The sequence below is a fragment of the Rossellomorea vietnamensis genome (assembly GCF_008180615.1).
Classification (GTDB): Bacteria; Bacillota; Bacilli; order Bacillales; family Bacillaceae_B; genus Rossellomorea; species Rossellomorea vietnamensis_D.
In genome coordinates this window covers 148,272-161,887 of sequence record NZ_VTEH01000001.1, presented here as the reverse complement: position 1 = coordinate 161,887, position 13,616 = coordinate 148,272, and the positions used below count along the sequence as shown (strand labels likewise).

Here is a 13,616-nt window from a genome sequence, read left to right as displayed (position 1 = left end):
ATAGATAAAGGAAGAGGTTTTCCTTGAAATAGCTCCATAAAAGGCTTATATAGAGTTTAAAGAATAAGAGGTTTAATATGAGGAGGGAACGTAATGAAGTTTTACACAGCTTCCGGTTTTAAAAATATCGAATCAGTAAGAAACCTTAACCAAAGAGTTACAACGAATTGGCTATATACATACCTATGATTGGACTCAAAATGACAGGGCATCTTCCCGGGAAGAGCTCGAGAGGATTGGCCGGGAAGAAAAAAGGGCAGTTATGGAATCTGACTTTATTATCGTTCTGCTGCCTGCAGGAAAAGGAAGCCATATAGAGTTGGGCATTGCGCTGGGACTTGGAAAAAAAGTATTTCTTTATTCACCGGAAAATGCAATGAATGATCTGGCAGCTACAAGTACTTTCTATCACTTGCCGGAAGTAGAACAATGCTTTGGAAGCCTTGATGACCTGTTAGTGAAGGTGGCAGCTTCCCAGCATATATAAGCGTTTTGCGGCTTCGGAATATACTTAAGAAGGAATTCCTTTCTACAGGGTCTAAAAGATAGGATGAACTATTAAACTCATAAAAAACCAGGCCGGATGCCGGCCTGGTTTTTTTATCAATGAATTTGGCGGTAAACCCCTATAACTTTACCAAGAATGGAAACATGGCGGAGGATAATGGGATCCATAGAGGAGTTTTCTGGCTGCAGACGGACAAAATCCTGTTCTTTGAAGAAGCGTTTCACCGTTGCTTCATCTTCTTCCGTCATAGCTACAACGATATCTCCATTATTGGCTGTCTGCTGCTGGCGGACAATAACATAATCCCCATCCAGTATACCTGCTTCTATCATACTATCACCCATAATTTCCAGCATGAACACTTGTTCATCTGCTGGGGCCAGATGCTGGGGAAGCGGAAAGAATTCTTCTACATTTTCTATGGCTGTAATGGGTTGGCCTGCTGTTACTTTACCGATTAACGGAACATTTACTGCTGCTTGTCTTGGAATATTGTCTTCCTCAAGGTTCAGGACTTCAATCGCCCTGGGCTTGGTTGGATCTCTCCTGATCAGGCCTTTGCTTTCCAATCTGGCCAGGTGACCATGAACAGTGGAACTGGAGGCAAGTCCTACGGCTTCTCCAATCTCTCTTACGGATGGCGGATATCCTTTTGATTTTACTTCTTCTTTAATATATTGAAGGATATCCTGCTGTCTTTTGGATAATTTTGTCATTTTTTCACCTCTAAACCGATCTTTTGTTCCCATTATAGCATGATAACCAAAGTGATACAAACATAAGTTCGAATAAATGTTGACACCAAACGGATGTTCGTACTATAATCATATTAACAAAAAACGAACACACATTCGTACGGAGGTATTGTCATGCTTATAACTATTTGGAGAAATTATTCTTATGTTATCCTTCTTATGGGATTGGCCGTGGCCATGAGTTCCATAGCTCTTATTAAACTTGGGGCGGGAGAAGCCTATCACGAAGTAACAGTAAAAGAAGGGGATTCACTTTGGAAGATTGCTCAGGAGTTATCTGAAGATCATGATATGTCCACACAAGCGATAGTAGAATGGGTCACACACAAAAACAATCTGGCAACGGACATAATTAAACCCGGGGAATCACTGATAATTCCAGGGGAAAATCGGGTTCTATTTAACAACGCCGATTATGAACTTGCAAGTGGAACAGAATAGGAGTTTGACTTATGAAAGCAGCAATATATTGCAGAGTCAGTACAAAAAAAAATACTCAGGAGTCTTCATTGCAGCGTCAAGAAGAGGAGCTTCTTAAGCTGGCTTCCAACTTTAACTTTGAAGTCAGCCATATCATAAAAGATCAAGCCAGCGGTTATGAACTTGAGAGAGAGGGCGTACTGGAATTGCTGGATCTCTTAAAGGCAGAAGAAATTGATGCGGTATTAATACAGGATGAAACAAGGATCGGGAGAGGGAATGCCAAGATCGCCCTCATCCACTGCATCATTAAGGAAGGTGTGAAGATTTTCAGTATTTCACACAGCGGGGAGCTTCATCTTTCAGAGTCAGACTCTATGGTCCTTCAAATCGTCAGTATGGTAGAAGAACACCAGCGGAAGCTGCATAATCTGAAGATAAAGCGCGGAATGAAAAGAGCGGTCGAGAAGGGTTATGAACCCCATAAAAACTTAAAGAACAGAGGAAACGGAGAGGGACGTGAAAGAATCGAAGTCCCAGTTGAAGAAATTGTAAGACTAAGAAACAATAAACTGACCTTTGCGGAAATAGCAGCTACGCTGAGAGGCTTTGGTTATAATATCTCTAAAGCCACTGTTCACAGGAGGTATCAGGAGTATGTACACCCTCCTGAAGAAGCGTGACACTTGTTTTTTCTCTCTTTTTCTAGTAACATGTCGATATTCAATCGGTCTTTTCTGATTAGTTATAAGCACAGGATGCTTTTAGAATAATTGACACTCATTAGGAGAGGAGAACCAGGTTATGCTATCAAAAGAAAAAATGGCAAAGATTAATACGCTGGCTAATAAAGCCAAAAGCAAAGGTTTGACGGCTGCTGAAGCAAAAGAACAAACAAAATTAAGAAAAGAATATTTGGAAACATTCAGACAATCTATGCGTTCGACCATTGAGAATACAAGAATGTTCGATCCTGAAGGAAATGAAGTAACTCCCCAAAAGGTCAAAGATATTCAAAATAGCAAGAAGTTTCATTAAAACATGCATTTTTCTGCATGTTTTTTATGTTGAATTAAGAGTGTTTTAAACAGGGTATCAGGATAGTAAAAAGGTGCATTCTAAAGATGTGAGGGTCATCTGTTTCACGTTGCAGTGCTATACTGAGTGTACAACCTTTAAATAATTCATTTATGCTCTAATGAGTCACAGTTAAATAGCGGACACTGCTATTGAGAAAGATTAATTTCACACGCTCTTTATGTGAAAGGAGCAGGAAGGAAAAAAATTTCGCGTTTTTATGGATTCGCGAAAATTATTTTCCCAATAAAGAAAAGGCTTTCATATCAATGAGGTAAGCGCTTTCTGTATGTCATTCCTGCTTTTCGGAGCAAACAAATCGTTTGTATAAACTGGATAAGAATATTAATATTAACAAGTAGTAATCGAAAAAAGGAAGGATGTTGATTAATGTTTGATAAAACTGATCAATTAGCCGTAAATACAATTAGAACACTTTCAATTGATGCCATTGAAAAGGCAAATTCAGGTCACCCGGGTATGCCGATGGGTGCTGCACCAATGACGTATGCACTTTGGTCCAAATTCATGAACCACAATCCAAAGAATCCTGATTGGCATAACAGAGACAGATTTGTTCTTTCAGCAGGCCATGGATCGATGTTGTTATATAGTTTGCTGCACTTGTCCGGTTATGATGTTTCAATGGAAGATCTGAAACAGTTCAGACAGTGGGGAAGCAAGACGCCTGGGCACCCTGAATACGGTCATACTCCTGGTGTGGAAGCCACGACTGGTCCACTTGGACAAGGGTTGGCAATGGCAGTGGGAATGGCAATGGCAGAACGTCATTTGGCATCTGTTTATAACCGTGACAACTTCAATATTGTGGACCATTATACATACAGTGTTTGTGGTGATGGAGATCTCATGGAAGGGATATCTTCAGAAGCAGCATCACTGGCAGCTCATTTAAAATTAGGGCGTCTGGTTGTGATGTATGATTCTAATGATATTTCACTAGATGGAGAGTTAGACAGGTCGTTCTCTGAAGACGTAGAAGGCCGTTTCAAAGCGTATGGCTGGCAATATGTTCGTGTCGAGGATGGAAATGATACAGAAGCAATAGCAAAAGCGCTGGAAGAGGCAAAGAGTGACGAAAACCACCCGACACTGATCGAAGTAAAGACCGTCATTGGTTACGGAGCTCCAAATAAATCGGGTAAATCCGATGTGCACGGTGCGCCGCTCGGTGAAGATGAAATGAAGTTGACTAAGGAAGCATACAAGTGGACTTTTGAAAAAGATTTCCACGTGCCTTCTGAAGTTCAAGATCGATTCAAAGAGCAAATGGTTGATGCAGGAGCGAAGAAAGAAAAGGAATGGAATGAGTTATTCACTCAATATAAAGCAGAATATCCTGAACTTGCCGCTCAATTCCTATCTGCGATGAATGGCGAGCTTCCTGAAGGCTGGGATAAAGAGGTTCCTGTATATGAAGAAGGAAGCAGCTTGGCGAGCCGTGCTTCTTCAGGTGAAGTGATGAATAGCATAGCTAAAAATATGCCTACATTAATTGGTGGTTCAGCGGACCTTGCTGGTTCTAATAAGACGATGATCAAAAACCAAAAGGATTTCACTCCTCAATCTTATGAAGGACGCAATATCTGGTTTGGTGTCCGTGAATTCGGAATGGGTGCTGCCATGAATGGTATGGCGCTGCATGGTGGAGTTAAAGTATTCGGCGGAACGTTCTTCGTATTCTCTGACTACTTAAGACCGGCAATCCGTCTTGCTGCCTTGATGGGTCTTCCTGTAACGTATGTGTTCACTCATGACAGTATAGCTGTGGGTGAGGATGGACCGACGCATGAGCCAATCGAACAACTGGCTTCTCTGAGGGCTATGCCTAATCTTTCCGTCATCCGCCCAGCTGATGGAAACGAAACTGCTGCCGCTTGGCGCACAGCACTGACTTCAAAAGATAAGCCGACAGCACTTGTGTTGACAAGACAAAATCTTCCTACCTTAAAAGGAACGGATGCCAAGGCACAAACTGGGGTAGAAAAAGGCGCTTATGTCGTATCCCCTGCAGGCAAAGAACAGCCTGATGCTCTTTTATTAGCATCAGGGTCTGAAGTAAGTCTTGCTGTAGAAGCTCAAAGTGCTCTAATAAAGGATGGAATTGCTGTTTCCGTTATCAGCATGCCGTCATGGGATCGCTTTGAAGAGCAGTCTAAAGAATATAAAGAATCTATTATTCCAAAAGCTGTTAAGAAGCGTCTTGCACTGGAAGTTGGTTCTCCTCTTGGTTGGGACCGTTACTCTGGTGATGAGGGTGATATCCTGGCGATTAATGGTTTCGGAGCTTCAGCACCTGGAGAAAGAATCATGGAAGAGTATGGCTTTACAGTCGAAAATGTCGTTTCACGTGTAAAAGCATTACTTGAAAGATAATTGAATGGTTGATATCTTTAAAAGCTGCTGTTTTTCAGCAGCTTTTGGTTTTATGAAATCGAATACATTTTATGATAATGCAGGTATTTGTGAATGGCTCTTTTCGTAAAGTTTGTTGCTATTTGATACTAACTTTCAAAAAAATGCCTATTACCAAGATGACATTTGGTAACAACGAAAAGAAAAGAGCTGCTCTTCCCCGTTTAATGTTTAAATTCTTAGTAACCGGGGGAAATTCGCCTCTGGGGATTTTTCCGAGAGCAAAATTATATATGAAAACAGCCTTGTAAATAAATTCGACAAAACTAGTGCATTTTCTCAACAGTTTTCTACAATCTTGCCTCTCTTGGTTCTTTATACTATAAAAAAGGACAAGCTATGGGGAGGAAGATATATGAAATCCTACCGGCTCTATTGGATAGAAGATGAGGTTGCTGATTATTTCTATGGCAGGGAACGAGCGTTTTATAATTTATTTCTTGAAAGTAAGATTGCCACTGGGCAGATGGAAGAGATAGTGTTGAAACAAGTTCAATATATTACAAAACCTATCCCTTTTTTGCCTTTCAATCGAGCTTTGTCCCAGGCGCTTTCAATCAAAAAAGAATACATCCAGAATGATAATAGATATTATATTGAATCTTCCTGCGGGAAAAATACCGCCAAAATCAGTGTGCTGGATTACTATGTAAAGGTAGAATTGCAAGGCCATAGTGATTGGGAAGCTTACATTTTTGAACTGTTGAGAAAGCTGGATGGCAGGCTGCTGGCAATTAATCTCGAACATGAACAATTTGGCTGGCTTAAACCGATAAAAATGAGAAAGTATGTTTAAGAGGCCGTAACTAATCAATATTCTAACTGCTAAGACAGCTAGTAGATTATACAACTGTTATTCAAACTTAATCCTCAATTAGCTATCATGTATAAGAAAATAATGTTTTGAATAAAGAAATTTAAATTAAAATATTGTATAATCTTCCTTGGTTTAGTACACTTTTATAAGGACAACATGAAGGAGGAAATAGAACTATGCTTTGGCAATTTATTCTAGTCGGTGTTCTGGCTGCTTTAGCTGGGGTAGCGCTAGGATTTTTCATCGCTCGTAAATATATGATGAGCTACCTAAAGAAAAATCCACCAATCAATGAACAAATGTTAAGAATGATGATGATGCAAATGGGACAGAAACCTTCCCAAAAGAAAATCAATCAAATGATGAACGCAATGAACAAGCAGCAAGGCAAGTAACTGCCAATTGCACAATGAGTTTCAGCTCATGAAAATGCTTAATTAAATTGAAGTATAAGGAAGAGTCTGCTTTTCCACTATGCGCAATCGTTCAGCATTGAAATAAAGAAGATCACTTTCCTGTATAAAGCAGGGTGGTGATCTTTTTTGGTTATTGAAAATGTGACTGATTAACAGCCATACCTCTTCGAAAGTCTGTCCTTAAATAGGTAGCTGCTTTTGGAATTCGCTTTGGCTCCTATATAGTCTCTTATAAATGAAAATGTTAGTTTGAATTATTATTATACAACCTATAAGTTACGGAAAGAGCCTTATAAAAAAATTAAGGTTAATGAGCTTCTTACTTGATTATCTATCCTGTTTATTTCACTATTATTATGGTGTTGAATTATAACGGCTGGTCTACACCTGTCTGTTTTTATGTTAAAATAGTGGTCGGAGGGAGACCTAAATGAATAAACGACTAATTGCAACTAGTGCGAGTTTACTGTTGATTCTATCAGGATGCAACTTCATGGGCATGCCTGGCGAGTCAGATACTGAAAACACAAACTTGGTTACTCAGCAGACTACATCTGAAAATGAAACCAATGAATATTTAAGATACAATGTTAAATCTTCAGCTTTCAGCAAGAACCGCGAGCTTATTACTTATCAGGTGAATAACCGTGTTGATATGAACGAAATCGAAACAGGTCTGATGAGCATCTCAGAAGAATATTTCCCTGCTGAAGACTACATCTATCAGGAAGGGCAGCATCTGGAGGAAATCAGAAGCTGGATACGCCGGGAGTCTAATGATGAACTCGGCTTAAATCCTGCAATAGAAGTAGAGGATAGCATGGGTTGGGAAAAAGTAATGGAGATTAAAAAAGAAAGTCCCATGTACCTTGGATATGTCCATGAACAAAATTACGTGGATAAAGAAGGGAACTTGAAGGGGATATCCATTGCGCTTGCCATGAACTCTGTTGATTATATTACTGTGGACGATAATATGGGATTGAAACATTTTGACACGAAAGAAATCAGCGGTTTGGATGAGCCCAGTAAAAAAATGGTTAGTGAAGGCAAGAAGATGGCCGGTACAATCATTAACCGTATTAGACAAAAGGAGGGCCTGGGAAACATACCTGTTGTAATTTCTCTCTATCAGCTTGAAAAGAAAAACAGTGTTCTTCCAGGATCCTATTTCAGTTACGCTTACCTGGATGCTAATGATAAGTCGATTAAAAAGTGGAGAGACACAGAAAAACAAGAGTACCTCTTTCCATCGGATGAGGCTGAAGAGCATGACCGTGTCGTTTCGAACCGCTTCAAAGGATTAGAAGAGGATATGAATTCGTTCTTTGTGGACCGTACCATCCAATTGGTTTCTAAAGGAACTTATATTGGCAGTGACATGCAGAAGATGGTGATCAATGTTAATACTGACATGACGAAATACGGAGAAATTGTCGGCTTTGTACAAGCCTTTACTCCTGAAATTCAAGACTTTTTCCCACATGAACCCGTATATATTTATGTGAAAACTCCTGAAGGTACAGCAGCCACAATCTTATTGGAGCCGGAACAAGAACCGGCAGTACACATTCATGATACCGGCAGTTAAAAAACGTGCTTTATGCACGTTTTTTTATTTGCGCGAATCTCATGGAGAAAATAAAACTTGCGGACAAAGTCAGAGCAAATAGAAATTATGGGAAAGGCCTGCTGCTATTTAGAAGCTTATGAAAGTTTCAATTAGGCTCTTTTAATAAATTGTTGATAATATTTAACTCATCGTTGATATAGAGCTGAAGGTGAATAAAGTCCTCATTACACTAGCGAGGGTCTGGCTAGCCCCTCCGTTGGCAAATAACCTCCTGAAAATAAATGTCCCACCCTATTTCTCAGGAGGAAATTTGAATGTCAGGGATGAAATGACGTCCTACTATAAATGCAGCTGCAATGGGCAGTGGCCGGAGAATTCCGGACGCCCAACCTTGCGATAAGTCAGCATAAGTATTTTGTTCGTTGTGTTTCCTTTTTACGGAGAAGATTTGCAATTTTATAAGGAACAACTTCGCTTTCTAATCAAATTCACTGCGAGCCGTTTGAAGCCGTGCATATGGAATGGTAATAAGCCGCCCATTAGAAAGCAATAAATATTTACGAAGACAGCTTGGTTTTTATTTTATATTATTCAAAAATTTGCTAAAATTAAGAGTCGCAAAAATATTTCTGGATTCGGGGGTTGCATCATGAAAGTCTTTCTTGATTTGATGTGGTTTTTTAAACAAGAAAAGAAATCCTATTTAACAGGCATAAGCGTTCTGTTATTGGTAGCATTGCTCCAGCTGGTGCCGCCTAAGGTCATCGGTATAGTGGTGGACAGTATTAAACAAAATGAACTTACACCTGCTGGGTTACTGCAATGGGCGGGCATCTTGGCAGCAGCCGGGTTAAGTATGTATGGTCTGAGATTTGTATGGAGAATGATGATTTTTGGTTCTGCTGTTAAGCTGTCCAAATTGCTTCGAAACAAGCTGTATCATCATTTTACGAAAATGACGCCGTCCTTTTATCAGAAAAGGCGTGTAGGCGACTTGATGGCGCACGCTACAAATGATCTTCAAGCTATTCAAATGACAGCAGGACAGGGAGTACTGACACTTGTGGATTCCCTGGCAACAGGTGGATTTGTCATCATTGCCATGGCTGCCACGATCAGCTGGAAACTGACCTTGATTGCGTTGATTCCAATGCCGGTCATGGCGATATTGACCAATTATTACGGCACTTTATTACATAAAAGATTTCATAAGGCTCAGGAGGCTTTCTCCAATCTCAATGATAAAACGCAGGAAAGTGTTTCAGGCATAAAAGTCATTAAGACCTTTGGGCAGGAAAAAGAAGACATAGAATCATTCAGGGATCAATCTGAAGATGTGGTCCAAAAAAACATCTCGGTCGCTAAGGTCGATTCATTGTTTGATCCAACTATTTCCATTATAGTCGGGATTTCTTTCTTTTTATCTGTTGCATTTGGCTCCAGATTCGTAATTGCAGGGGATATTACGATAGGGGAACTCGTGTCGTTTACAACCTATTTGGGACTGTTGATTTGGCCGATGCTTGCGTTTGGGTGGCTTTTTAACATTGTTGAAAGAGGTCGTGCTTCTTATGACCGGGTATCCGGATTGCTGGCAGAAAAAGTTGAAATTGATGACAGTCCTGGCGCATTGAATGTGAAACCTGAGGGAGATATTGAGTATGATATTGCCCATTTTAAGTACCCTGGGGAAGAAGAGGCTGTACTCGAAGAAATCCGCTTCACTCTAAAACGAGGGGAAACATTGGGGATTGTCGGTAAGACTGGTGCCGGTAAGACTACCCTGCTCAAGATTCTTATCAGGGAATTCGAAGGCTATGATGGGGAAGTCCGATTGGGTGGCCGGTCTATTAAAGACTATAAACTAGAGACGCTCAGAAATTCCCTAGGCTATGTCCCGCAGGATCATTTCTTGTTCTCTGCCACCATAGCTGAAAACATAGCCTTTACCAATCCCATGTCTGATATGGAGGCTATTGAGGCCGCAGCTTCGCTGGCTCACATCCACGAAGATATTAAAGGATTCACTGACGGCTATCAAACTGTAGTAGGTGAGAGGGGGGTCTCCTTGTCAGGCGGGCAGAAACAGAGGATTTCAATAGCAAGGGCCCTGATGATGGAGCCGGAGGTACTGATCCTGGATGACTCTTTATCAGCTATAGATGCAAAGACGGAAGAATCCATTCTTAGAGCACTTAAGGAGAACCGGGAAGGAAGGACAACCATTATTACGGCTCACAGGCTGAGTGCCATACAACATGCGAATTTAATCCTTGTCCTTGATAGTGGAAGAATTACAGAAAAAGGGACTCATGAAGAGTTGATGGAGAATGAAGGCTGGTACAGGGAGATGTATTTGCGCCAGCAGTTAGAAGAATTAGTAGAGCATGGAGGATAACCTTATGGAAAAAACAACAACCATGTCAGCCAAGGACCAGCGCCAAGTTTTAAAAAGGTTGGTAAGATATACAATACCGCATAAAAAATCTATATTCCTGGCCTTTTTTCTATTGGCTTTGACGACTGTAGGCGATGTTCTCGGCCCCTATCTTGTCAAAGTATTTATAGATGACTATCTGACACCCAGGAACTTTCCATATGAACCGCTGGTATGGCTGGCAGCGGGTTATATCGGTATACAGATTGCCAACGTACTCATTTCTTATTTTCAATTATTAAAGTTTCAGGAAATAGCTTTGAAAATCATTCAACAGCTGAGAGTTGACGTTTTTTCAAAAGTGCAGGACCTCGGAATGAGATATTTCGACCAAACACCTGCAGGAGGTATTGTATCCAGGGTAACAAATGACACGGAAGCAATTAAAGATATGTTTGTCAGTGTTCTGGTGAGCTTCATACAAGGAAGTTTCCTGTTTATAGGGATATTTACCGCCATGTTCATCCTCAATGTGAAACTGGCGTTGTTCTGCTTGTTTATCCTGCCAGTCCTGTTCATGATAATCAGGACTTACAGAAAATACAGTTCCATCTTTTATCATGACTTACGGGAAAGATTGAGTCAGTTGAATGCCAAGTTGAGCGAGTCCTTGCAAGGAATGTCAATCATTCAGGTGTTCAGGCAGGAAAAACGGCTTAGAGAAGAGTTTGGAGACATTAATGAAAGTCACTATAAAGCCGGTATGCGGAATATAAAAATCGATGGACTGCTGCTTCGTCCTGCGATTGATCTCGTATATACCTCTGCCTTGATTCTTGTACTGAGTTACTTCGGGATTGCTTCCTTTAATAACCCAATCGAAATCGGTGTTCTTTATGCATTCATCAGCTATCTGGACCGTTTCTTTGAACCCGTAAATAATATCATGATGAGGCTGTCGCTGTTCCAGCAGGCGATTGTCGCTTCTTCCCGTGTGTTTACGCTGCTTGATGAGACTGAAGAATCACCTGCACAAATCAAAGGGGCAAAAGGGAAAATAGCAGATGCCGAGATCGAATTCAGAGACATCACCTTTTCCTATGACGGCCATAAAGATGTCTTGAAAAATATTTCTTTTAAAGCCAAACCTGGTGAAACAATTGCATTGGTCGGTCATACAGGCAGCGGGAAAAGTTCAATTATCAATTTATTGATGAGGTTTTATGAATTTAAAAAAGGGGAAATCTTGATTGACGGACAGTCCATTAAGAAATATCCTATCGAAGAGCTCCGAGACCGTGTCGGACTTGTTCTGCAGGATCCGTTTCTGTTTTATGGAACAGTAAAAGATAATATTAAGCTTCATAACAGTAATATGACCGATGAAGAAGTGGAGTCAGCGGCAGAGTTTGTTCAAGCTCATACATTTATTGAAAAGCTGCCGGATTCCTATTCCCACAAGGTAGTTGAGCGCGGCTCCACGTTATCCAGCGGACAAAGGCAATTGATCGCTTTCGCGAGGACAATTGCCACCAACCCGAAAATTCTGGTGTTGGATGAAGCCACAGCGAACATTGATACAGAAACAGAAGACGCTATCCAGGAGGCTTTGGCGAAAATGAGGAAAGGCCGTACAACCATTGCCATTGCCCACAGACTATCTACAATCCAAGATGCCGATTGTATTCTCGTCCTCCACCAGGGAGAAATAGTGGAAAGAGGGAATCATCAGCAGCTTTTATTACAAAAAGGCTTGTATCACAAAATGTATCTTTTGCAAAATGGCTTAGTAGAAGGCATGGAGGGTGCAGTGAATTCCTAATTCGGAGAGATGACCGTTAAATTGGCGGTTGTCTTTCTTTTTTTTGTTTAGAAGGTGACTCTGTGGTGTATAGGCTAGTATAAGGTAAATTATAGAAAGGAGAATCAGGAGCATGAAAAAAATATCGTATGGGGTTGGTCTTTCCTTATTGTTGCTGGCAGGTTGTGGCACAGCTGAAGAAAGTACAGAAGCCAACCCTGCTGAAGCTCAGGCAGTGAAGGAGACACAAGAGGAAACATTTGAAACCGCTTCAACTGATAAAGCCGTAAATGGCGATACCGAAGAAGCGGAAATGACTAAGGAGAAAGCGGCAGAGGTTCTAAGGCAGTATGAAGATACCTTTATGGAAGTGATCGATAAAGGTCCTGAACTCAAGGAATATGAATCCAGAGATGAAATCATTCAACAATTTTCAACGATCATGACAAAAGAGCAGGCAGAAGACCTTGCGGATATCTATATCAATGATAAGGATGGAACATTATCCGTAGTGGCGACGGAAGCACCGATCTGGCTGAAGTATGATCAGGATTATAACGTAGAGAAAATTTCTGAAGGTGAATACCATGTCATCCAGAACAACAGCAGCGAATTGAGAGGGAACTTAGAGGTTACTTTTGTTTTAGTGTTGGATAATGATTCGTGGTTGGTTTCTAAAACTAAAACTGATAATAAAGAGAAAACAGAGCCTGAAGGGAATAATAACGCTGAAGCAGAAGGATTGGAAAGTGAGAAACAAGAAGATAGAATCGAGGATGAAATGGACTTTAAATGATTCTAATAGTAAAAGGCAAAAGCTGAAATATGCTTTTGCCTTTTTTAGGTAGAATTGATTTAAATAATAGGATTTAAACTTGGGCGGAGCTTATTAATCAGCTATTATATTAGGTGAAGATATTCGCTGTCTAACAGGGCGTTTAACACTCAGCAAAGCACTGTTTGACAGAAGCACAGTGGAAGGTCCGCTAGTATATGGGATAAAAATTTTTAATGAGCTGCATGTTTGGCAGCCAATGATTTTGATATAGATGAAGCCTTTATAAATTGTCGGTTGTAATGATTTAATAGGGAGTCCAGTTCTTGACTGTATTTGATGGCGAGAGGTGAATTAAGACCATTAACAGCTGCAATATCTATTAATTGGGCACGTTTTTTTTCTATACGATCTAGTAGCTCTTGTTTATACATGGTCTTAAGTCCTTTCTTGGAAGTGTCTTAAAGTGTTTTGGTTTTGTTAATAAATGTTACTAATAAATAATAGTATAGCGAAAAGAAGCTTTTTTTAAAAGAATTATTCACATAATTTATGAAAAAAGTAAGTAATTGTTAATAGGAGGAAGTGTAATTCCTTTTATATCAAGCATCCTGCTCTGTACACAAATTGTTCACAGTGCTAAATCTCCAATGAGGCATTG

At 40.3% G+C, this 13,616-nt stretch carries 13 protein-coding genes; 11 read left to right on the top strand and 2 right to left on the bottom strand.

Annotation, left to right across the window (positions count from 1 at the left end; translation table 11 throughout):
* Positions 1-262: 262 nt before the first annotated feature.
* Positions 263-487 (top strand): hypothetical protein, encoded by a 225-nt coding sequence (locus FZC79_RS23945; protein WP_316246766.1) that lies wholly within the window; start codon positions 263-265, stop codon positions 485-487.
* 116 nt (positions 488-603) lie between these two features.
* Here the strand turns inward: FZC79_RS23945 and lexA are convergent, their stop codons facing one another.
* Positions 604-1,224 (bottom strand): transcriptional repressor LexA, encoded by a 621-nt coding sequence (lexA, locus tag FZC79_RS00860; RefSeq protein WP_148940050.1) that lies wholly within the window; start codon positions 1,222-1,224, stop codon positions 604-606.
* Positions 1,225-1,377: 153 nt separating this feature from the next.
* On the opposite strand from lexA, the gene yneA reads away from it, so the two are divergent.
* The 10 genes from yneA (at position 1,378) to FZC79_RS00810 (ending at position 12,976) form a co-directional block, all read left to right on the top strand.
* Complete coding sequence (yneA, locus tag FZC79_RS00855; RefSeq protein ID WP_148945019.1) at positions 1,378-1,704, top strand: cell division suppressor protein YneA; 327 nt, start codon at positions 1,378-1,380, stop codon at positions 1,702-1,704.
* Between the two features lie 11 nt (positions 1,705-1,715).
* Positions 1,716-2,366 carry a YneB family resolvase-like protein gene (locus FZC79_RS00850; protein ID WP_148945018.1) on the top strand — a complete coding sequence of 217 codons (651 nt, stop codon included), beginning with the start codon at positions 1,716-1,718 and terminating at the stop codon, positions 2,364-2,366.
* Positions 2,367-2,487: 121 nt separating this feature from the next.
* Positions 2,488-2,721 (top strand): DUF896 domain-containing protein, encoded by a 234-nt coding sequence (locus FZC79_RS00845; RefSeq protein ID WP_148945017.1) that lies wholly within the window; start codon positions 2,488-2,490, stop codon positions 2,719-2,721.
* Between the two features lie 429 nt (positions 2,722-3,150).
* Positions 3,151-5,157, top strand: a complete 2,007-nt coding sequence (gene tkt / locus FZC79_RS00840; RefSeq protein ID WP_148945016.1) for a transketolase — start codon at positions 3,151-3,153, stop codon at positions 5,155-5,157.
* A 394-nt stretch (positions 5,158-5,551) separates the two neighbouring features.
* Positions 5,552-5,992: a sporulation inhibitor of replication protein SirA gene (gene sirA / locus FZC79_RS00835; protein WP_148945015.1), complete on the top strand. Its 441-nt coding sequence runs from the start codon at positions 5,552-5,554 to the stop codon at positions 5,990-5,992.
* Positions 5,993-6,189: 197 nt separating this feature from the next.
* Positions 6,190-6,408 (top strand): YneF family protein, encoded by a 219-nt coding sequence (locus FZC79_RS00830; protein ID WP_119549243.1) that lies wholly within the window; start codon positions 6,190-6,192, stop codon positions 6,406-6,408.
* Between the two features lie 451 nt (positions 6,409-6,859).
* The gene (locus FZC79_RS00825; RefSeq protein WP_148945014.1) at positions 6,860-8,020 is read left to right on the top strand and encodes a CamS family sex pheromone protein; all 1,161 of its coding nucleotides are present in this window, start codon (positions 6,860-6,862) and stop codon (positions 8,018-8,020) included.
* 631 nt (positions 8,021-8,651) lie between these two features.
* Positions 8,652-10,400, top strand: a complete 1,749-nt coding sequence (locus tag FZC79_RS00820; RefSeq protein ID WP_148945013.1) for an ABC transporter transmembrane domain-containing protein — start codon at positions 8,652-8,654, stop codon at positions 10,398-10,400.
* Positions 10,401-10,404: 4 nt separating this feature from the next.
* A complete protein-coding gene (locus FZC79_RS00815) occupies positions 10,405-12,201 on the top strand; it encodes an ABC transporter ATP-binding protein (protein WP_148945012.1) in 1,797 nt (598 codons plus the stop codon).
* Positions 12,202-12,313: 112 nt separating this feature from the next.
* The gene (locus tag FZC79_RS00810; RefSeq protein ID WP_148945011.1) at positions 12,314-12,976 is read left to right on the top strand and encodes a hypothetical protein; all 663 of its coding nucleotides are present in this window, start codon (positions 12,314-12,316) and stop codon (positions 12,974-12,976) included.
* A gap of 212 nt (positions 12,977-13,188) precedes the next feature.
* On the opposite strand, the gene FZC79_RS00805 is transcribed toward FZC79_RS00810, so the two are convergent.
* Positions 13,189-13,389, bottom strand: a complete 201-nt coding sequence (locus FZC79_RS00805) for an aspartyl-phosphate phosphatase Spo0E family protein (protein ID WP_148940039.1) — start codon at positions 13,387-13,389, stop codon at positions 13,189-13,191.
* Positions 13,390-13,616 lie beyond the last annotated feature (227 nt).